We start from the raw sequence: 19,535 nt of genomic DNA, 5'->3' as shown, positions 1-19,535 counted from the left end.
AAGCGCCATGATAGGGTGATTTCAACTTTGCTGTTGAATGGTTACTATCGCACTTCAAAATGTCATCTGCTGGGCTGGGGTCAGTGCCTATGATTTCACGGTGCCAGTGCATATCCGAGAGGGTGACGGGAACGTTGTCAGGATCTGCTGGCGTGTGGTTTCCGTTGCCAACGAGTCACGCGACATCATGACTGCCTGTCCCCGGCGAGGGCAGGCGTTGGAGGGCTCATGGGCGACGCATTCCTGTTCGCCGAACTCGTGCGCCGGCTCAACCTGGATGACGGCTTAGCTGATGAGGCCCCCGACCGGATGGGTGTTCTGCTTCGCCGGTGGCAGGGCGGTGACCTGGATCCGCCGTACATACTGCATGTGGACCCGCCGACGCTGGGAGAGCATCTGCGATCCATGGAGGGCATCAGTGAACTGTTCCCAGGCGTCATCCCTGAGATCGGTGCGCTGCGGCTGTTCCTCGTCCACATCGAGGAAGCCGTCGAGACCGCTCCGGAGGGCCACCGGCATTTGGTGATCGGCCCGGCCGGGGTGTACGCGCAACCAGGTGCTCCACCGCGGACCGACCACAGCGTTTAACGCAGGGCCGACATCTCCCGGGTTGCGCCAAGGCGGTGTAAGCGACCGCAACATTATTGCGTGGGGCGGCGCCCGTGCCGGGGCGTGTGGGCGGCTGACACGCCCGGGTGGCCCCCTGGGGCAGGGGCAGCGGGTGGGGGCGGACACGGTGGTACAGAGCCGTGTTCGCCCCCTGGCGGGCGGATACGGGGCGTCCCCCGGCAGGGCCGCCACGGTCACGGGACGGCAAAGTGCTCCGCGAGGTGCGCCCCCACCTGTACTGGACCCTGCACTGCGGAGCACACGGGGAGCATTTCAGGCCCCGATCCGGGCCCGGCGCCTCGCCTGTTCGACTTGCGCACCCCATCTGACCTGGGGTTTTGTGGCGCACCCGGCAGGATTCGAACCTGCGACCATCGGATTAGAAGTTCGTTGGTTACGTAACGTTTCGTGTCGTTACGTACCGTTTCATGCCACTCCGCCAGATCCGCCGTGCCGTCTGAGGCCGGGTGATGTCGCTTGGTGTCGTGTCAGTACGGAACTGCGGAGCATGAACGGAGCACACACGGGCCGTTTACGGCGTCCGATGGCACCTCGCGAGGTCCTCGATCGTCCTTCAACGTTCTCGGGCCGACTGTTCCGAGGTGGGGTAGGCGCCCTCTGTTGGCCATCGTGTACCTGATGCCAGTGAGCGCGCGATGATGATCGCTCTCTCTTTTTCCCTGGGAAGGTGCAGGCCAATGCCCTCCGCACCGTTGTCCTCCACCCACCGCCAGGGCAAGAACCGTGTCACCTCTTTCATGGTGGCCATATTCGAACGCGTTGAGCTGTCCCTGCCTGCGACGATCCTGTCTAGGGCCTCACGTCGTCGATATTGACACCAACCCAAGTTAAACTCCCGAAGCCGTCGATATCGAGGACGCGGCCCGCAAGCATGAACAGGTTTGCAATGAGGCCAATACCGCCACCTGGCTCAGTCGCCAGGCCGACCAGGTACGTAAGCGCTGCCTGTCCGGCACCTACGGGACTGTGACCGTCGACGCGTCGAGTCGTCCTGGCTGAGCGGACCTGGACACGGGCAAGGCCCTATTCGCTGAGCATGGTCTCGATGAGGTCCCGATGAAGCGATGTGCCCCATCCACCACAGTCACTTTCGCTATCAACGAGGTACAGGTTGATGAGGATCCCGTCGTTCTACCCCTCGCCACTCTGGCTTGAGAGCGCCGGGCCCTGCTCACCTCAACCTCCCGGGCACACTATCCGCCCCGCACTGTACGACCACTGTAGAACTTACAACGCGAAGAAAGCGGCTTCTTGATGACCAGCATCAACACCGAGCACCGTCCGTATTGGCAGGACCGGCCGTGCCCTGAGTGGTGCCACTCCGACCACGGGTCCGACGACTCCATCGCAGACGCCCGACATTCCTCCGGCACCGCCGAACGGATCACCCTGTCCACCGAGGAAAACCGCTGGGCTACCCTTCCCCAGCCGGACGGGAGTAAGCGGCACGAGTGTATGCCTGCCGAGGTGGAGACCTATCTGGAACAACATCACCTGCACGCGTTTCCGCGCGTGGTGCTGTCCGTAGACCCCGAGGGCGGCGCCACCCCTCACCGCACTGTCCACCTGACGTTGGACGAGGCTCGCCTCCTGGCGCGACAGATCGACGGGTTTGTGAACACCGGAGAAGGCCACGACCCTCAGACTCTCCAGAACGCGGCTACCGCCGACCTGTATATCCAGCTCGCTGCGGTTCTCACCGAACTGGATCAGCGCTCCGGCCTGGATCCGAACCAGGAGATCAACGCCGAGCACGCCGGTATCGGCCAGAACCTGGACGATGGCGAATACCGAGTCCGGTACGTGAGCGAGGCCGCGCGCTACGGCCCTCGAAGAGCTCGGTGACAGCTAACCCGACCAGCGGGGCTGTGCGGCCGTCTTACGAGTTGGTGCGTGATAGTGGATAAGGCGTGATGGCCCCGTTCGCTGTGCTCTTCAGATATTCGCGGTGCGGTCGGAGACCAATCCGGCGATGGCGCGGTAGGTGGCCGGAAGGTTCTCGCGCCGGTGGGTCCAGCGGATCAGTTGCTTCCAGAGTTTGTGGTCGGCCAGGGCGTGTTCAACAGTGATCCGATCAGAGGAATGCGCATGACGATGGCGTTTCCATCGTTCATGGACATCGGGCAGAGCACTCTTGTTCGGCTTACGGGGTGGAGTGATGGCTAGGCCGGGGTGATCACGGCGCAGGCCGAGGTAGCCGTCGTCCAGCAGCACCTCCATTTCTGGGAAATACCGGAAGCAGGAGTCGGTTCCCTCGGTGCGGACCGCGGTGGCATCGTGCATCCTCCCGGGCCGCAGGGAGTCGGTCCACAACGTGCGCCCGCGGTGATCGGCGACGATGGTGGCCTTCATGGTGTTCTGTTTCTTCTTGCCCGGCACGAACGCCCGTCGGCCACCTCGGCTCGCGCGGGGCCTGCGCATCTGGACCTCGGTGGCGTCCAACCTCAGTTCGACGCCTTCGGCCTGGGCGTAGGCGAACACGTCTTCCAAGGTGCGCGAACGCACCTCTGGACGGTGTTGGGGACCGCGCGCCCGCGTTCGGCCAGCAAAGCGCGGATCTGGCCCACGGCCCGTGTGGTGGTGGAGCGATCCACATTGAACAGCAGGCCCGGGACCGCGTGCGGCAGGTCGTGACGCAGGTGGATCAAGGTGGCCACCAGGCGGTCGACGAAGACTAGGCGGTGCCGGGCGCCTGCCCCGGCGGCTCGTTTCCTCGCCCCGCCCCGGACCCGGTGTCGGCGATCTTCGATGGCCGTTTCCCAGGGGCGGGCCAGCTCCTCGATGAGTACGGACAAGTGGTGCGGCGAGATGCCGGTGAGCCAGGGATGGGCCAGGACCGCACGGTTGACCTTGATCGTCACGACCAGAGCATGCCACGGTCCTCCAGCGAGACCTTCACCCGCTATCAGGCACCAACTCGTAAGAACACGCTCTCCATCGACACCGAGCAGCACAAGCCCCTTGGCCGACCACCCCAGGCCGTCATCGGTATTGGCCGCACCGTGGCTTATCTCAGTCCCTCCACGAATCGAGATGCCTTTCCCCGAGTCCCGTCCTGATATCCCTGTGCCTATGGGTGCCGACTACGATGCCCCCACTGACCCGATGATCACCCTGGAGGCACGATGGCCGAGGATCTCAGCGTCTTGTACGACGTCATGCACGACACCGCCACTGCCCTGAGCGGACGGTACATCGAGCTGGGCGAGCGCGCTTCAACCCCGGAAGAGGACGAGGCCTGGGATGCCAAGCTCATGGCCCTGCGGGATAAACGCCGCCAGGTGGACCCCAACGACCGCAATGCCATCATCGAGCACACCCGCCGCTGGGCTGCTGAGCTTGCCGAGCTGGAGCGCTGATGGCATTCGAAGAGTACGAGCTCAGCCGGGAGCAGCTCGACCACATCTTCGATCGCCCCCGACGCGGTGTGCGCAAATTCGTGTTCGGCGGATATGCCCCGACGCCCGACAGCCCGGTACTGGTACTCGTCGGGGGACAGACCGGGGCAGGCAAGAGTCGAGCCGTGGCAGACATCATGGAGCGCCATAAGGGGATCGTCCCGATCATCGGAGACGAGCTTCGGGCGTTCCATCCTCGATACCGCGAAGTGATGAGAACCGAGAACCTGGCCATGCCGGACGCGACTGCGCAGGCCTCGGGAGAGTTTCTCCGCCGGTCTTTGGACCATGCCGTGGCCGAACGCTACAGCGTCTTGCTGGAGGGCACTTTCCGCAACCCGCTGATGGTCGTACAGACCGCCGAGCGCTTTCACCAAGAGGGATACCAAGTGGAAGTGGTGGGGCTGGCCGTTCCTGAGCGCACGAGCCTGCTCTCCACCGTGGATCGCTACCTGGAGGCCCCAGAGCACGCAGCACGCTGGACACCGGCCAGAGCACACAGCATCTCCTACCGCATGGTCCCGGCCACTCTCCAAGCCATGGAGGACAGCCCTCACATTCAGCGCTTGAGCGTCACCAACAGGGCAGGTGAGAACCTGTTCACCAATATCCGTACATCTACCGGGATGTGGAAGGACCCGACACCAGGGGGCGCCGTGGTCGCAACGAAAGTCGAGCGCGACACCCTGCTCTCCCCGGAGGCGGCCAACGCCTGGCTGAAGGGCTACGTCGCCAGTACACGTGAACTGGCGATCCGAGGACAGCTCAATGAGGTCACCCGACCGACAGTGGAGCGCTTGGGACAGATCGCCGATCAAGTGGCAACTGTCGCCTTCCCGCATGATGTACAAGCCCGTGCGATGCTCACCAAGTATTCGACCCGGCTACAACAAGCGCCGGATACTGCGATGGACCTTCGGGACGCAGAGTTGGACTCCCGGTTTGACGGCTGGACAGATGAGGGTCGCACGTCCGGGGAGACACACCAGCAGTCAGGAAGGGGCGCCCTCGGGCAGGATCCCGACCCTGCTCTGGCCGAGCGGGTGGTTGTGAACGACCTGCTCGCGCAGCGCGGCGACCGTATGGCCTCCCGGTTCGACATGTTGCTCGCGGGCATGGGAGATGAGGAGACGACTGCTGCGATCGCTGCGTGGGAGGCACTGGGCAAGCCGGAGACGACACGGGAGCGCGAGATCCGGCTCTTGGCCGAACAGACCACTCTGGAGGCCACCGCAAAGGCACAGCAGGAGGTCAAAGCTCCGGAGCTCAGTGAGAAGACCCAGTCGTCGTTTCACGGCCTTGGAGAGACCTCGGAACGCCTCCAAGGCACAGACACAGAGACCATGAAGAGGACTGCCAGTGCGATCTGGGAGACGCCGAAGCCATCGATGATGTCGTTGGTGGCACACCGGACCGAGTGGGCGCTTTACGACGACCTGCACGGTTATGGGCGGCGTCCTCGGACACTCGCGGTGAAGATGCCATCCAAGGCGCCCGGTTCCTACGGGGCGCTCCTGCACCCGAGCACAGGCGCGGCGTATGAACGCGATCGGCGGCAGGCCAAACAAGGTGACCAGGAGTACAGCGGGTAACGACCCGCAGTCGGCGGCGCACATCCCGATGGAGACCTGGCAATGTTCCATGCCGGGTGCGGTGAAGGCTTTGGCAGGTGCCAGGATCGCCTCCCGTGGCATGTACCGGGTCTTGTGGAGCCGTGTTTTCGGATCCTGTGGCATGTGTCGGGATCGCCGCCCGTCACTTGTCTTCTTCGAGCGCGTCTGTGTGGGATGAGACTGGGCTCGGAGGTGGTGGTCGTGTCCGGGGCTGGTTCGGTGTTCAAGCGGTGTGGGTGTCGTTTGCCTGGTACCTCGAGGAAGGTCGGGGGCGGCTGTCCGCGGTTGCGTTCTCGCGGGCATGGGAGCTGGTACTTCTCGGTCGAGTTGGAGCATGTTCCGGGTCGGCGGTGCCGGGTGCGTCGTGGTGGGTTCGCTTCCCGGGAGGCAGCGCGCGCGGCGCTGCGCAGGGTCCAGGGCGTGGAAACAGATGTGGCAGGCCCGGTGGTGTGGACGGTAGGGGAGTGGCTCCAGCACTGGTTGGACACTCGGACCCGGTTGCGGCCGCGCACCAGGGTCGGCTACGGCGAGCACATCGACCGCTACCTCAAGCCCTCGCTGGGCGCAGTGCTGTTGGAGGAGTTGACACCTGCCCAGGTGCAGGAGGCGTTCGATGCGATCTCGCGCCGCACCACCCCGGTGGGGGGTCGACTTTCCCCTGCGACGGTGCAGCGGATCCGCGCCACCTTGCGGGCGGCGTTGAACACCGCGGTGCGTGAGCGGTTGCTGCCCTCCAACCCCGCTCGAGGCCTGCGGTTGGAGCCGGGGGTGGGTACGCGGCCGGTGGTGTGGACCGACCAGGCGGTGGCCGAGTGGACCCATAGCCGGATGCGGCCAGCGGTGGCGGTGTGGACGGTCGAGCAAACCCGCGCTTTCCTGGACTTCGTGTCCGACCACCGGCTGTACGCGTTGTTCCACCTGCTGGTGATGACCGGGCTGCGGCGGGGCGAGGTGGTGGGGTTGAGGTGGGAGGACCTCGACCTGGCCCGGGGCACGGTGCGTATCGCCCGGCAGCTCCAGACGGGTAGGGGCGGGTTGGTGGAGCTTGCGCCCAAGAGTGCGGCGAGCCGCCGCATGCTGACGTTGGACCATGCCAGGGTCGGGGTGTTGCGCCGTCACCAGTGGCGCCAGCAGCACGAAGCAGCCGAGCGCGGGCACGACTGGACCTCGCAGGGGTATGTGTTCACCGCCTTGCGCGGTGGCCCGCTGGCGCCGGAGCGTTTGTCGCGTCTGTTTCGGAAGCTGAACGATGAGAGCGCCTTGCCGCCGGTGCGGTTGCACGATCTGCGCCATGGGGCGGCGACGTTGGCGTTGGCGGCGGGGGTGGAGTTGAAGGTGGTGCAGGTGATGCTGGGTCACGCGAGCATCGTGTTGACCGCGGACACCTATGCCAGCGTTCTCCCGGAGGTGGCACAGGAGGCGGCGGAGCGGACGGCGTGGTTGGTGTTGCGGGACGCCGGGAGGACCGGTCGGCATACGAGGAGACGGGGACGGGGTGGTCGCCGGGGTCTGGTGTTGGTCCCACCCGGGCCCCACCCTGGACCCACCGGCAGGACAACCCCCTCAGGCTCTGGCCAGACAAGGCTGTGAACTAGGGTTTTGTGGCGCACCCGGCAGGATTCGAACCTGCGACCATCGGATTAGAAGTCCGGTGCTCTATCCACTGAGCTACGGGTGCTCGATTCAATTGTCGCCCGCCATGGCAGGTCGTGATCACGCTGTGACACGTGGTCGCGGGAGGGCGTCGCGCGCCGAAGGCGGGGCGGGGGCCGGTCGGCGGGCCTGCGGTCGGGAGGACCCGTGCCGTGGTGCCGGTGGCGTCCCGGGCAGACATTCTAGGGTATTCGCCTGATGTCGCCCACAGTCGGGCAAAGACTCATCAACTACGGTGATTCGTAGTTGCCTCTCGTTACCACGCGCGTTCCACCAAACCGGTCGCTATGGGCCTCGCGCACCACGTTACCGGTGATTAACTCCTGGTGCGGTGCTGTACCCCGGGCGTTTCGCGAAGTCCCGATGCCCGAGGTGGGAAGGGAAGTCAGAGCCACCACCACTGACCTGCGGAGACCATCAGCACGGCCAGCGCGGTCAGCATGCGGAGGCCCCTTACGGTCAGTCACTTATTGCTCTTTGTGTATGTGTTATTACCCAGAGAGACAAACATGGTTTGCCGTGGTTTGGGAGTTGCGAGGGACTTCCTTGACACGGCTAACGTGGTCGGGTGCGATCTCTGGGACTGGTGGCGGGCTTCCTGCTCGACAAGGCGGTGCCCGACCCGCGTCGGGGGCATCCGGTCGCCCTGTACGGGCGCGCCGCGGGATGGTGGGAGCGACGCGTCTACGGGGACTCGCGGGCGCGCGGCGCCCTGTTCGCGGCCGGGGCCGTGCTTCCGGTGGTGGCCGCGGGCTCCGTGGTGCGGGGCGGCGCGGCGACGGCGGCGACGACGTGGGCCGTGCTCGGCGGCAGCATGCTGTGCCGGGAGGCCGAGCGGATCGCCGGGGCCCTGGAGGACGGCGACCTCGCGCGGGCGCGGGAACTCCTGCCGAACCTGTGCGGCAGGGACCCCTCCCGGCTCGACGAGGAGGGAGTCGCCCGGGCGGTGGTCGAGTCGGTCGCCGAGAACACCTCCGACGCCGTGGTCGGGCCCCTGGTCTGGGGGGCCCTGGGCGGGGTCGCGGGCCTGGCGGGTTTCCGCGCCGTCAACACCCTCGACGCCATGGTCGGCCACCGCGACGAGCGCTACGAACGGTTCGGGTCCGCCTCGGCGCGGCTGGACGACCTCGCCGGGTGGGGCCCGGCACGGCTGACCGCGGTCCTGGCGGTCCTGGCCGCGCCCGTGGTCGGCGGCGACGTGCGCGGGGCGTGGCGCGTGTGGCGGCGCGACGGCGACCGGCACCCCAGCCCGAACGCCGGGCAGTGCGAGGCCGCGTTCGCGGGCGCGCTCGGCCGGACCCTGGGCGGCGCCAACGTCTACGGGGGGCGCGAGGAGCGCCGCCCGGCGATGGGCGACGGGCCCCGGGCCGGGGTCGAGGACATCCGCCGTGCGGTTCGCCTGGCCCGGGCCGTCCACCTCGGGGCCCTGGCCGTGGCCGCGGCGGTGGCCCGGTAACGCGCGTCGCGCGCGTCGGTGAACACCCCGGGCGCGGGCCCGGTGCGGGGACGGGAGCCCCCCGGCCCCAGGGGCCTTGGGCGCCCCGGACCCGGGCCGCGGGCGCCGCCCCCCGGAAGCGGACGGTCGTCCGGTCCCGGGGACGGCGCCGGGCGCGGGCCCGACTCAGGTCAGGTTGCGCGCGTAGTTCACCTGCTGGTGGATCTGGCCCACCATGCCCGGGTGGGTCACCATGATCGTCGTGCTGTAGTGCCTGTCGTGCCCCTGGACGGTGACCTGCACGTGCCCGGTGGTCCTCTGCTCCTTGACCAGGAGGAAGAGCAGTCCGAGCAGACAGGTCCACCAGAAGACCAGGACGGCCACGATGACCGCCCAGGTGGGCGTGTTCCGTTCGGTGCGGCTCATGTCGTTCACCGTCCACACCGTTCCCCTGATCGGGAAGCGCCCGACGGGGGTGATCACGGTGTGCCGGGAGAACGCGATCTCGCCGATGGTGCCGAGGGGGACGTCCCCCTCGGGCTGGGGCGGGGGGACGGCGGGCTGGTAGCCCCCGGTGGGGGAGCCGTAGGGCTCCAGGGCCCCGCCGCCGTGCTGCTGCGGGGGAAGGCCCCAGCCGGGGGTCTCACCGTGGGGCTCGTGCCACCAGGGTTCCCCCGGGCGGGAGTTGGGGTACTCGCTCATGCCGCGATTGTGTCAAAGGGCGGGCAGGCACAGCACCACTTCCCCGGTACCGACGCCGACCCGCCCGTCCGCCCGCGTCCCTGGTCCCAGCGCCGCCCCGCCCGTCCGTCCGCCCGCCCGTCCGCGTCCCCGGTCCCAGTAGTGCGGTCCCGTCTCCCGTGCCCCTTCCTGCTGCCGCCGTCCCCTCCCCGGCTGCCGCCGCCCCTTCCCCTGGCCCGTTCCAGCCGTACCGCCCCGCCTCCGGGGCCGTTCCAGCCGTACCGGCGGCCCCGCAGGGGGTGCGACCGAGGACCGTGGCCGGATGTGGCCACGCCCCGGCTCCCGTGCCGGGCACCGTCCCGTCCGACCTCCGGAATCCGGGCTGCTTGTGGCGCGGATCACTCCAAACCCGCCGGTTTTCCGGTACGGGGTCCCTCCGGCCCGCCCAAATGTGAATCTCTTTCGCGATTTCCTTACTCGTGCGTAGCATGCGCTCACCCATCGCCCGCACCCCCAGGTGGTGACAGCTCTTGTTCCCCTCGCTCAGACGACGGCTACGCACCGGCGCCTCGGGTGCCGCCCTGATGGTGGCCGCGGCCACGCTCGCCGCCCTGCCCGCCGCCCCCCGGGCCCTCGCCGAACCGGAACCCGACTACTGCGCGCCCGGGGGATGCAACGACATCCTTCCCCCCGGCCAGAACGGCAGCGCCACGCTCGTCGAGATCCTCGGCCACCAGGTCTTCGGCACCCGGCCGCGGCACTCCTCCAGCCAGCTGGACATGTACGACAACCTCGTCCACCACTACGACGGCCTCACCGAGGAGGGCCTGGACGACTTCTTCCTCGACGCCGGTTTCGGGGTCGACCCCGACGACGTGGGGCGCCGGTACCAGCCGCGCGACGACGTCACCATCACCCGCGACGCCGACCACGGCATCCCGCACGTCGAGGGCACCACCCGCGAGGGCACCATGTTCGGCGCCGGGTACGCCGCGGCCGAGGACCGCCTCTTCCTCATGGACGTGCTGCGCCGGGTCGGCCGCGGCGGACTCACCTCCTTCGCCGGAGGAGCCGAGGGCAACCGCGGGCTGGAACAGGACCTGTGGCGCAGCGCCCCCTACACCGAGGAGGACAAGCAGGCGCAGATCGACCGGGTCGCCGCCAGCGGAGAGCGCGGTGCGCAGGCCCTCTCCGACGTCGACGCCTACCTGGAGGGCGTCAACGCCTACATCGAGGAGGCCGACGACGACCGCGACTTCCCCGGCGAGTACGTCCTGACCGGGCACAAGGACGCCATCACCAACGCCGGGGAGATCGAGCCCTTCACCCCCACCGACGTCGTCGGCATCGCCGCCATGGTGGGCGGCATCTTCGGCGGCGGTGGCGGCGGCGAGGTCCAGGCGGCCGTCGTGCTCGCCAACTTCCGGGACCGCTACGGGGCCGAGGAGGGCGCCGAGCTCTATCGCGCCTGGCGGACGGAGAACGACCCCGAGGCCGTGGTCAGCGTCGAGGGCGAGTTCCCCTACAGCGGCACCCCCGAGAACCCCGTCGGCGAGGCCGTGCCCGACCCCGGCTCCGTGGAGCCCTACGACATCGTCCACGACGAGCACGGTTCCGCGCTCAGCGGCGAGACCGCCGAGCAGCCCGCCCCGCTGGCGAGCACGGTGGAGGAGCCCGAGGAGGGCGCCGAGGCGCCCGCGGTCGAGGACCTGTCCCGGGAACAGCGCGACGAGCTGGAACAGATGGTCGAGGACGGGGACCTGTCCGCGGTGGAGGGCGTGTTCAACGACGGCGTCCTGCCCGAGGGCTTCACCGACCCCCGCGGCATGTCCAACGCCCTGCTCGTCTCGGGCGAGCACACCGCGAGCGGCAACCCCGTCGCCGTGATGGGCCCCCAGACCGGCTACTTCTCCCCGCAGCTGCTCATGCTCCAGGAACTCCAGGGGCCGGGCATCAGCGCGCGCGGCGCGTCCTTCGCGGGCGTGAGCTTCTACGTCCAGATGGGGCGCGGCGTCGACTACGCCTGGAGCGCCACCTCGGCGGGCCAGGACGTCACCGACACCTTCGCCGTCGAACTGTGCGAGACCGACGGGTCCGCGCCCACCACCGGGTCGCGCGCCTACGTGGACACCGCCGGGGACTGCGTGCCCTTCGAGGAGCTGAGCGTCACCAACGAGTGGTCGCCCACCATCGCCGACGGCACTCCGGCGGGCGGCTACACGCTGACCTCCCTGCGCTCGGAGTTCGGCCTGGTGCACTCCTTCGCGACCGTGGACGGCGAGCCCGTCGCGTTCACGACGCGGCGCTCCACCTACATGCGCGAGGTCGACTCCATCATCGGTTTCCAGCGCTTCAACGACCCCGGCGAGATCACCTCGGCGCGGACCTTCACGGACGCGGCCGAGGACATCGGCTACGCCTTCAACTGGCACTACGTCGACGACGAGGACATCGCCTTCGTCAACTCCGGGGCCAACCCGGTCCGGACCGAGGGCACCAACCCCAACCTGCCCGTGGACGCCTACTCCGACGCGGGCTGGTCCGGCTGGGACCCCGACACCAACGGCGCCGACTACCACCCGCAGGAGGACCACCCGCAGGCGATCAACCCCGACTACATCGTCAACTGGAACAACAAGCCCGCCCAGGGCTACACCTCCGGCTGGGCCACCGGGTCGGTGCACCGCGGCGACCTCATCGACGGCCGCGTCTCCGCGCTGGTCGCCGACGGGCACGAGTTCACCACCGCCAGCCTGACCCGGGTGATGATGGAGGCCGGGGTCGCCGACCTGCGCGCCCAGGAGGTCCTCCCGCTCCTGCTGGAGGTGATCGGCACCGAGGCCGTGGACGACCCCGAACTGGCCGCGGTCGTGGAGGAGCTGCGGCTCTGGCACGAGTCCGGGTCCCTGCGCCGCGAGCCCTTCCGCGACGCCGGGCACTACTCCCACGCCGACGCCATCCGCACGCTGGACGCCTGGTGGCCGCTGCTGGTGCGGGCCCAGTTCGAACCGGGCCTGGGCGAGGACCTCTACACCCAGCTCACCGGGGCCGTGCAGACCGACGAGTCGCCCTCGGGCTCCATCGGGGGAGGCGAGCCCGGGAGCGTCAACCAGGCGCAGCCCCACCGGGGCTCGGCGTTCCAGTACGGCTGGTGGTCCTACGTGGACAAGGACCTGCGCACGGTGCTCGGACAGGAGGTGGAGGGCGGACTGGGCGAGGCCTACTGCGGTGGCGGCGACCCGGACGCCTGCCGTACGGTGCTGCTGGACACCCTGGCCCAGGCCGCGGACACCCCCGCGGCGGAGGTCTACCCCGGCGACGAGCACTGCGACCCGGGCGACCAGCTGTGCGCGGACACGGTGATCCACCAGGCGGTCGGCGGCATCAACATGTGGCCGATCGCGTGGCAGAACCGGCCCACGTACCAGCTCGTCTACCAGTTCTCCGGCGGACGGTAGGACGGGCGGAGCGGACGCGGCCCGCGGTGGCCCCGAGCGGGTGCCGGCGGGGGCCGCGTCCGCGTGTCACGGCAGGGGAACACTGGAGCCGGATCGCGTGCTTCGCCGGGTCCGTGTGGGTAGCGTAGGGAATACCCGAACATGAGCGGGAGGGCCGCAGGAACATGGACGCCTGGTTGATCTGGCTCATCCTCGCCGTGGGCCTGGGGGCCGTCGAGGTCTTCACCCTCACGTTCGTACTGGGCCTCCTGGCGGTCGCGGCGCTGGTCGCCGCCCTCCTCGGCGCCATCGGGCTTCCGGTGGCCGCGCAGATCATCGGGTTCACCGCCACCGCGGCCGCCGGGATCTACCTCGTGCGGCCGATCATGCGGCGCCAGCTCAGGGGCGGCCCCGTCGTCAGATCGGGTGCCCAGGCGCTCGTCGGGCGCTCCGCGGTCGTCCTGCAGGAGGTCGGCGCCGACCGGGGCAGGATCAAGCTCTCCGGGGAGGAGTGGTCCGCGCGCTGCATCGACGAGGACCTCGTCATCCCGGTGGGCACGCGCGTGGACGTCATGGAGATCGACGGGGCCACAGCCGTGGTCTACCCGCGCGAGGCACTGCCCTGAACCCCGCCACAGCCACGTCCCCGACCTAGGCCAGGTGCCAGCACATGGAACCCACCATCGCCCTCATCATCCTCGCGGTCGTCGTCGTGGCCGTCGCCCTGTCGGCGATCCGCATCGTCCCGCAGGCCAGGGCGTACAACATCGAGCGCTTCGGCCGCTACATCCGCACCCTGAACCCGGGCCTGAACTTCCTCATCCCGGGCGTGGACCGCGTCAACTCCAAGTTCGACCTGCGCGAGCAGGTGTTCACCTCGCGCCCGCAGCCCGTCATCACCGAGGACAACCTGGTCGTCAACATCGACACCGTGCTGTACTACCAGGTCACCGACCCCAGGGCCGCGGCCTACGAGGTCGCCAACTACATCCAGGCCATCGACCAGCTCACCGTCACCACGCTGCGCAACGTCATCGGCTCCATGGACCTGGAGAAGACGCTCACCTCCCGCGAGGAGATCAACACCCGCCTGCGCGGGGTCCTGGACGAGACCACCGGCAAGTGGGGAATCCGCGTCAACCGCGTGGAGATCAAGGCCATCGACCCGCCGCCCACCATCAAGGAGGCGATGGAGAAGCAGATGCGGGCCGACCGCGACAAGCGCGCGGCCATCCTCCACGCCGAGGGAGAGCGCCAGTCGCGCATCCTCAAGGCGGAGGGCGCACGCCAGCAGGCCATCCTGGAGGCCCAGGGCGACCAGCAGGCGGCCATCCTGCGTGCCGACGGCGAGGCCAAGGCGATCGAGCGCGTGTTCCAGGCGGTGCACGCCAACAACGCCGACGCCAAGGTGCTCGCCTACAAGTACCTGGAGACCCTGCCGTCCCTGGCCGAGGGCGACGGCAACACCTTCTGGGTGATCCCCGGCGAACTCACCGAGGCCGTCAAGAACGTCAGCCACGCCTTCGCGGGCGACGCCCCGACGGTGCCCTCCACGCGGAAACAGGAGGACGAGGAGGGGGCCGAACCCCGGGGACCCGCGCAGCTCACGGCGCCCGACCCCACCCGTTCCTCCTCGGCGCAGGCGGCCGTGGACGCGGCCGAGGCCGCCGAACGCGCGGTGGCCGACGCCCGCGACGACGTGAGGCGGGCCGGGTCGGCCCTCGGCGGCTCCCGGCCGCCCGGGCCGCGCGAGGAGGACTAGGTTCCGTCCGCGCGGCCGGTCGCGCCGCACCGGCGGCGGGGCGACCGGCCGCGGAGCCGATCCGGGGCGGCGGGGGAGAGGGGCCGCCTCCCCCCGCCCGCCGCGCGTGCGGCCCGCGGCCGTCCGGCTCAGACCAGCAGGAGCTTGCCGGTGGTCCGGCGCGAGGCCAGGTCGCTCTGGGCCCGTCCCGCGTCGGACAACGGGTAGCGTCCGCCGATCCGCACGTCCAGGCGGCCCTCGCCCACCAGCGCGAACAGGTCGCCGGCCCGGCCCAGGAGCTCCTCGCGGTCGGCCACGAAGTAGGCCAGCGAGGGCCTGGTCAGGTACACCGAGCCGGCGGAGTTGAGCCGCTGCGGGTCCACCGGGGCCACCTCTCCCGAGGACTGCCCGAACAGCGCCAGCACGCCGCGCGGGCGCAGAGAGGCCAGGCTGGCGTCGAAGGTGTCCCGGCCGACGCCGTCGTAGACCGCGGCCACCCCCTCGCCGCCGGTGAGGTCGCGCACCGCCTCGGCCACGGGGGTCTCGGTGTAGCGCACCACCTCGTCCGCGCCCGCCTCGCGCGCGATGCGCTCCTTCTCCTCGGTGGACACGGTGCCGATGACGCGCGCGCCGCGCTCCTTGGCCAACTGGGTCACCAGCAGACCGGTGCCGCCCGCGGCCGCGTGCACCAGCACGGTGTCGCCCTCGGCCACCGGGTACACAGAGCGGACCAGGTAGTGGGCGGTCATGCCCTGGAGCAGCAGGGCGGCGGCCTGCTCGGCGGAGACCGCGTCCGGGACGGGGACGACCAGCGAGGCCTTGACCACGGCCCGTTCGGCGTACGCACCGGGGGCCATCGCCCAGCCGACCCGCTGCCCCACGGACAGGTCGGTGACGCCCTCGCCGACGGCGGCCACCACGCCCGCGCCCTCCATCCCCGGGACGTAGGGGAGCGGAACGTCGTACAGGCCGCTGCGCTGGTAGATGTCGATGAAGTTGACCCCGCGGGCCTCGACGTCGATCAGGACCTCCCCGGGGCCGGGCGCCGGGTCGTCCCTCTCGGCCAGCCGCAGCACCTCGGGTCCGCCGTTCTCCTCGATCACGATGGCACGCATGGGTCCACTGCTCCTTCCGGGTCGGTTCCCGGCATCATGTCAGCCCGGAGACCGAACCGGCCACGGCGGCCCGCTCACTCCGACCGGCCCTCCCCGAGGATCTCGTGGACCGAGAAGGCGGTGTACAGGACGCCGAGGAAGTCGTTGCCCGGTCCGGAGCGGGTGACGATGCCGACCCTGCGGCGGTCCTCCACCTCCTCGGCGGCGTCGGGAAGCGGTTCCTCGTCCACCGCGGTCACGGCGTGCTCCCCGTTGACCCACAGGGAGAGCTCCATGAACTCGTTGCCGTCCCTGTCCTCCTGCAGGGAGCAGGAGAGCGCGACGGTGTTGGTGGGGATGTTCTCGTGGTCGAAACCGAGGGGGTCGCGCTCCTCGTAGCCGTACTCCTCGCGCACCGAATCGTCGAAGAGCGGCTGGGGGGTGTATCCGGCGACGTCGGTGGTCTCGCCGAGGGTGATGTCGCCCTCGCCCTCGTGCATCCGGCGGATCTCCGCGCGCTGGCCGTCGTAGCGCAGCAGCCCCTCGTACTGGCTCCGGTACTCCTCACCGTCGTTGTCCCAGCAGCGCACGCCGAACGTCGCCTGTTCCGGACCCTGGACCACGTACGCGGTGGTGCTCACCAGGACGTCGTCCGGCAGGACCTCCTCGCGCTCCAGCGCCACGACCTCGCCCCGGCTGGGGTTGCTCTCGGGGTCCAGCTGGAGCAGGACGCCCCTGCGCTCGGCCCAGTAGCCGTCGGAGTCCTCGTGTTCGTAGGTGTTGCTGACCCAGCCCGGATCGGTTCCGAAGTCGGTGTTGTAGACGGAGAGGGTGTTCTCCGGGATCTCCGGGCCGCCGTTGAGCAGGACCGTCGCGCCCACGGCGGCCACCAGGACGACCGCGCCCGCGGCCGCGCCGACCACCACCATCCGCCGACGTCTGCGCGGGGCGCCGCCGGACGGCCCCGCGGGGCCGCCCGGTGAGCCCGGAGCACCGGGGCCGCCGGGACCGGAGTAGGCGTTGAAGGCGTGTTGGCCCTGGGACGAGGACGGGTGACCGCCGTGCGCCGGAAGGACCTGGCCGCCGGAGTGGGCGTAGTGGCCGGGAACCTGCTGGCCGTGGACCGGAGGCTGGCCCTGGGACGGGTGGCCGCCGTACCCCGCGCCCTGCTGGGGGCCCGAGGGCTGGAGGCCCGGGTTGCCGTGCCGCTGTTCCACGTGGGGCTGCTGGGCCGCGTGGGGCGGCTGTACCGGGTGCTGGACGTGCGTGGGCTGCGCGTACGGGTTGTACTGCGTGGCCTGCGCGTAGAAGGGCTGGCCGCCGTCCGGGAACGCGGCGCCCTGCTGTGGTCCGCTGTCCGGGGGCTGGCCCTCCGTCTGCTGGGGTCCGCTCGACGCCTGGTGCGCCGCGGGCCCGTTCTCCGGCACCCCGACCCCGGTGTCCCGCGGCGGCAGCCCCGGGACCGGGGAGCTGCTCGGCGGGGCCCACGAGGTGCTGATCGTGCGCTCCACCTCGGACTCCTCCGGGTCCTCCTGGCCGGTGAGCCGGGCCAGGAGCTGCTTGGAGGTGGGCCGGTTGGCCGGGTTCTTGTCCAGCGCGGCGTTGACCAGGTCGTACATGTCCGGGTCCAGGCCGTCCAGGCGCGGCGGCGCCGAGGAGATGTTGTGCAGGACGGCGGGGACCGTGGCGGCGTCGAAGGGGGCGGTGCCGGTTCCGGCGAAGGCCACCAGGCAGCCCCACGCGAAGATGTCGGCGGCCGCGGTGGCCCGCTCGCCCAGGATCAGCTCCGGGGCCATGTACGAGGGAGTGCCCATGAGCTGGCTGGAGCGGGTGACCGCGTCCGCGGCCTCGTCCAGGGCGCGGGCGATGCCGAAGTCGATGACCTTCGGGCCGACCGGGGAGAGCAGCACGTTCGCCGGTTTGAGGTCGCGGTGGACGACCCCGGACCCGTGGATGGCGGTGAGCGCCGCGGCCACGCCCATGGCCAGGCCCTCCAGGGTGCCGCCCGCCATCGAGCCGTCCGAGCGGACCGCCTCGTCCAGGTTCGGGCCCGGTACGTACTCCGAGACGATGAAGAGGGGATCGCCCTCCAGCCGGGCGTCGATCACCCCCGCGGTGGAGAAGCGGGCCACGCGGCGCGCGGCCTCGACCTCGCGCGCGAAGCGCAGCCGGAAGGACTCGTCGTCGGCCAGGTCGGGGTGGATGAGTTTGACTGCGACGGACCGGTCGGAGGCGTCCTTGGCGAGGTAGACGGTGCCCATGCCGCCCCGGCCGAGACGGCTCACGATGCGGTAGCCGTCGAGTTCGCGCGGGTCCCCCGCACGCAGGGGTTTGCCGCTCTGGTGCCCGTTCGACGTCACAGTTGGGGGTCCCTCATGAATCGTGGAGTTCGCGCTCACAGCGTACCGATGCCGACACGCCGACGCGCTCTGGACTGACTGGCCCCCGGTTCCCGCGGACGCGGGCCCGGACCCGGGGCGGGGTGTTCGTGAGCGGCGCGCGGACGCGCCGTGTCAGTCGTGGTGATGCCCCTCGTGCCCGAACGGTTCCCCGGAGGCACCGGTTTTCGCTAGGATTAGAACACACGTTCGAACACCTGGCCGCGTCTTCCCCACGGGTGGGTGTCCCGGTGGCGTGTGCCGGGACTGACAGGAGGCGGATGATGCTGAGGGGAAGTGTCGTGGGACGCTACTACGGGGCGGAGGTGACCGTCGTCGAGGACGAGGGGCGCCCGGCCCGGTTCGTGTGGAACGGCAGGGTGTACGGAGTGCGCAGGATCCTCGAACACTGGGTCACGCTGCGCATGGACTGGACACCGGCGCGTGAGTCCCAGGCGCCCGAGCGCAGGCACTGGCGTGTGGAGGCGGGCACGGCCCAGTCCCAGGGGGTGTACGAACTGCGCCACGACACGGCCACCGGAAGGTGGCTGCTCTCCCGCGTGTGGGGGTGAGGACGCGTCCGGCGCGTCCCCGTCCGCTCCGCGACCGCGGTCCGTACGGCCCCGTCCGCCCGCCCGGTACGACCCGTGCGGGCGGGACGCCGCCCGGTGCGGTCGGCAAGCCCGGTGCGGACGGGGCGCACGCGTCAGCCCAGGTCGCCGGGGAGCAGGCTGTACACCGCCAGGTCCGCGCGGCCCTCGTGCAGCGGCATCGCGCTGCGTTCGACGCCCTCCAGGCTGAACCCCGACCGCTCCGCGACCCGGCGCGAACCGGTGTTGCCGGTGGCGGCCTTGATCTCCACCCGCCGGAAGCCCTGTTCCAGCGCCCAGCGGGAGACGGCCACGGCGGCCTCCGTCGCGTACCCGCGGCCGCGTCCCCACGGTGAGACCCAGTAGCCGACCTCGGTGTTCATCGCCGCCCACACGACACGCACCAGGCCCACCGAGCCCACGAGCCGCTTGGTCTCCTTCTCGACCATGGCCCACTGCTGTCCCTCGCCGCAGGTGCGCAGGGCGGGGGCCACCTCGCGGCACCACCGCTCGGCCTCCTCCCGGGTGTAGGGCACCCCGGGCAGGGGGAGGGGGAGCCAGCGCTGGAGTTCGGCGTCGGTGCAGGACGCGTGCACGTCGTCGACGTCGCCCTCGACGAACGCACGCAGCCGCAGGTGCTCGGTCTCCAGGATCACTGACGGCAGCATCGGTCTGTCTTGCGTGGTGGTCACGCCTCTCCCCTCGGGTCGGAGTGCGCTCACGATACGCGCCGAACCCGGGTGCGGCACCCTGGTTCTCCCGAGGGCGCCCGAGGCGGGGCGGTACCGCCCCGACCAGGGGGGCGTCCGTCGGAGCGGCCGTGGACCCCGTGCGGTCCGCGGTTCCGGCGGGCGCCCCCGTCCGTCTAGGGTCTGTTTTTTGAAC

Annotated in this window: 16 protein-coding genes and 1 tRNA gene; 10 read left to right on the top strand and 7 right to left on the bottom strand. The window is 70.0% G+C overall.

All coding sequences use genetic code 11. From position 1 onward, the window contains the following. The first annotated feature begins 228 nt into the window (after window positions 1–228). Together ACSTA4_RS22385 and ACSTA4_RS22380 are read left to right on the top strand one after the other, a co-directional pair. Window positions 229–588, top strand: coding sequence for a hypothetical protein (locus ACSTA4_RS22385; protein ID WP_444960888.1), 360 nt, complete (start codon window positions 229–231; stop codon window positions 586–588). 1,296 nt (window positions 589–1,884) lie between these two features. Next, a complete protein-coding gene (locus tag ACSTA4_RS22380) occupies window positions 1,885–2,475 on the top strand; it encodes a DUF6907 domain-containing protein (protein ID WP_444960887.1) in 591 nt (196 codons plus the stop codon). A gap of 90 nt (window positions 2,476–2,565) precedes the next feature. Here the strand turns inward: ACSTA4_RS22380 and ACSTA4_RS22375 are convergent, their stop codons facing one another. Continuing rightward, the gene (locus ACSTA4_RS22375; protein WP_444960886.1) at window positions 2,566–3,111 is read right to left on the bottom strand and encodes a transposase family protein; all 546 of its coding nucleotides are present in this window, start codon (window positions 3,109–3,111) and stop codon (window positions 2,566–2,568) included. After that, window positions 3,075–3,491, bottom strand: a complete 417-nt coding sequence (locus ACSTA4_RS22370) for a helix-turn-helix domain-containing protein (RefSeq protein ID WP_444960885.1) — start codon at window positions 3,489–3,491, stop codon at window positions 3,075–3,077. Before ACSTA4_RS22370 ends, ACSTA4_RS22375 begins: the two co-directional genes overlap by 37 nt. A gap of 264 nt (window positions 3,492–3,755) precedes the next feature. On the opposite strand from ACSTA4_RS22370, the gene ACSTA4_RS22365 reads away from it, so the two are divergent. The 3 genes from ACSTA4_RS22365 (at window position 3,756) to ACSTA4_RS22355 (ending at window position 7,231) form a co-directional block, all read left to right on the top strand. Beyond that, the gene (locus ACSTA4_RS22365) at window positions 3,756–3,989 is read left to right on the top strand and encodes a hypothetical protein (RefSeq protein WP_444960884.1); all 234 of its coding nucleotides are present in this window, start codon (window positions 3,756–3,758) and stop codon (window positions 3,987–3,989) included. Next, window positions 3,989–5,620 (top strand): zeta toxin family protein, encoded by a 1,632-nt coding sequence (locus ACSTA4_RS22360; RefSeq protein WP_444960883.1) that lies wholly within the window; start codon window positions 3,989–3,991, stop codon window positions 5,618–5,620. The genes ACSTA4_RS22365 and ACSTA4_RS22360 overlap by 1 nt, the downstream gene beginning before the upstream one ends. Before the next feature lie 441 nt (window positions 5,621–6,061). Then, on the top strand, window positions 6,062–7,231 hold the full coding sequence (locus ACSTA4_RS22355) for a tyrosine-type recombinase/integrase (RefSeq protein ID WP_444960882.1): 1,170 nt from the start codon (window positions 6,062–6,064) through the stop codon (window positions 7,229–7,231). Between the two features lie 12 nt (window positions 7,232–7,243). Here the strand turns inward: ACSTA4_RS22355 and ACSTA4_RS22350 are convergent. After that, window positions 7,244–7,319: transfer RNA gene (locus tag ACSTA4_RS22350), tRNA-Arg, on the bottom strand. A gap of 543 nt (window positions 7,320–7,862) precedes the next feature. On the opposite strand from ACSTA4_RS22350, the gene ACSTA4_RS22345 reads away from it, so the two are divergent. Beyond that, window positions 7,863–8,750 carry a cobalamin biosynthesis protein gene (locus tag ACSTA4_RS22345; RefSeq protein ID WP_444960881.1) on the top strand — a complete coding sequence of 296 codons (888 nt, stop codon included), beginning with the start codon at window positions 7,863–7,865 and terminating at the stop codon, window positions 8,748–8,750. A gap of 165 nt (window positions 8,751–8,915) precedes the next feature. Here the strand turns inward: ACSTA4_RS22345 and ACSTA4_RS22340 are convergent, their stop codons facing one another. Further along, on the bottom strand, window positions 8,916–9,431 hold the full coding sequence (locus ACSTA4_RS22340) for a hypothetical protein (RefSeq protein WP_444960880.1): 516 nt from the start codon (window positions 9,429–9,431) through the stop codon (window positions 8,916–8,918). Window positions 9,432–9,940: 509 nt separating this feature from the next. Here ACSTA4_RS22340 and ACSTA4_RS22335 point away from each other — a divergent pair. The 3 genes from ACSTA4_RS22335 (at window position 9,941) to ACSTA4_RS22325 (ending at window position 14,609) form a co-directional block, all read left to right on the top strand. Further along, entirely contained in the window at window positions 9,941–12,868 is a 2,928-nt protein-coding gene (locus ACSTA4_RS22335) for a penicillin acylase family protein (RefSeq protein ID WP_444960879.1), read from the top strand. Window positions 12,869–13,032: 164 nt separating this feature from the next. Next, window positions 13,033–13,473: an NfeD family protein gene (locus ACSTA4_RS22330; RefSeq protein WP_444960878.1), complete on the top strand. Its 441-nt coding sequence runs from the start codon at window positions 13,033–13,035 to the stop codon at window positions 13,471–13,473. Between the two features lie 44 nt (window positions 13,474–13,517). Continuing rightward, window positions 13,518–14,609, top strand: coding sequence for an SPFH domain-containing protein (locus ACSTA4_RS22325; RefSeq protein ID WP_444960877.1), 1,092 nt, complete (start codon window positions 13,518–13,520; stop codon window positions 14,607–14,609). Between the two features lie 128 nt (window positions 14,610–14,737). Here ACSTA4_RS22325 and ACSTA4_RS22320 read toward each other — a convergent pair whose 3' ends face one another. Both ACSTA4_RS22320 and ACSTA4_RS22315 read right to left on the bottom strand, forming a co-directional pair. After that, window positions 14,738–15,703, bottom strand: coding sequence for a quinone oxidoreductase family protein (locus ACSTA4_RS22320; protein WP_358421501.1), 966 nt, complete (start codon window positions 15,701–15,703; stop codon window positions 14,738–14,740). Between the two features lie 74 nt (window positions 15,704–15,777). Beyond that, complete coding sequence (locus tag ACSTA4_RS22315; RefSeq protein WP_444960876.1) at window positions 15,778–18,042, bottom strand: protein kinase domain-containing protein; 2,265 nt, start codon at window positions 18,040–18,042, stop codon at window positions 15,778–15,780. A 299-nt stretch (window positions 18,043–18,341) separates the two neighbouring features. Here ACSTA4_RS22315 and ACSTA4_RS22310 point away from each other — a divergent pair, with 299 nt between their 5' ends. Next, a complete protein-coding gene (locus tag ACSTA4_RS22310; RefSeq protein WP_013154448.1) occupies window positions 18,342–18,632 on the top strand; it encodes a DUF6504 family protein in 291 nt (96 codons plus the stop codon). Window positions 18,633–18,766: 134 nt separating this feature from the next. On the opposite strand, the gene ACSTA4_RS22305 is transcribed toward ACSTA4_RS22310, so the two are convergent. Next, window positions 18,767–19,342 (bottom strand): GNAT family N-acetyltransferase, encoded by a 576-nt coding sequence (locus tag ACSTA4_RS22305; protein ID WP_444960875.1) that lies wholly within the window; start codon window positions 19,340–19,342, stop codon window positions 18,767–18,769. Between the last annotated feature and the right edge of the window lie 193 nt (window positions 19,343–19,535).

The organism is Nocardiopsis sp. M1B1 (assembly GCF_052466615.1).
Note: the sequence above shows the minus strand (reverse complement) of the source record. Positions and strands in the feature narration are given on the sequence as shown.

Bases quoted from the DNA above. Each gene is read 5' to 3' on its own strand.
- ACSTA4_RS22385 (WP_444960888.1), top strand. From the start codon at position 229: ATGGGCGACGCATTCCTGTTCGCCGAACTCGTGCGCCGGCTCAACCTG.
- ACSTA4_RS22365 (WP_444960884.1), top strand. From the start codon at position 3,756: ATGGCCGAGGATCTCAGCGTCTTGTACGACGTCATGCACGACACCGCC.
- ACSTA4_RS22310 (WP_013154448.1), top strand. From the start codon at position 18,342: ATGATGCTGAGGGGAAGTGTCGTGGGACGCTACTACGGGGCGGAGGTG.
- ACSTA4_RS22380 (WP_444960887.1), top strand. From the start codon at position 1,885: ATGACCAGCATCAACACCGAGCACCGTCCGTATTGGCAGGACCGGCCG.
- ACSTA4_RS22320 (WP_358421501.1), bottom strand. From the start codon at position 15,703: ATGCGTGCCATCGTGATCGAGGAGAACGGCGGACCCGAGGTGCTGCGG.
- ACSTA4_RS22325 (WP_444960877.1), top strand. From the start codon at position 13,518: ATGGAACCCACCATCGCCCTCATCATCCTCGCGGTCGTCGTCGTGGCC.
- ACSTA4_RS22340 (WP_444960880.1), bottom strand. From the start codon at position 9,431: ATGAGCGAGTACCCCAACTCCCGCCCGGGGGAACCCTGGTGGCACGAG.
- ACSTA4_RS22360 (WP_444960883.1), top strand. From the start codon at position 3,989: ATGGCATTCGAAGAGTACGAGCTCAGCCGGGAGCAGCTCGACCACATC.
- ACSTA4_RS22330 (WP_444960878.1), top strand. From the start codon at position 13,033: ATGGACGCCTGGTTGATCTGGCTCATCCTCGCCGTGGGCCTGGGGGCC.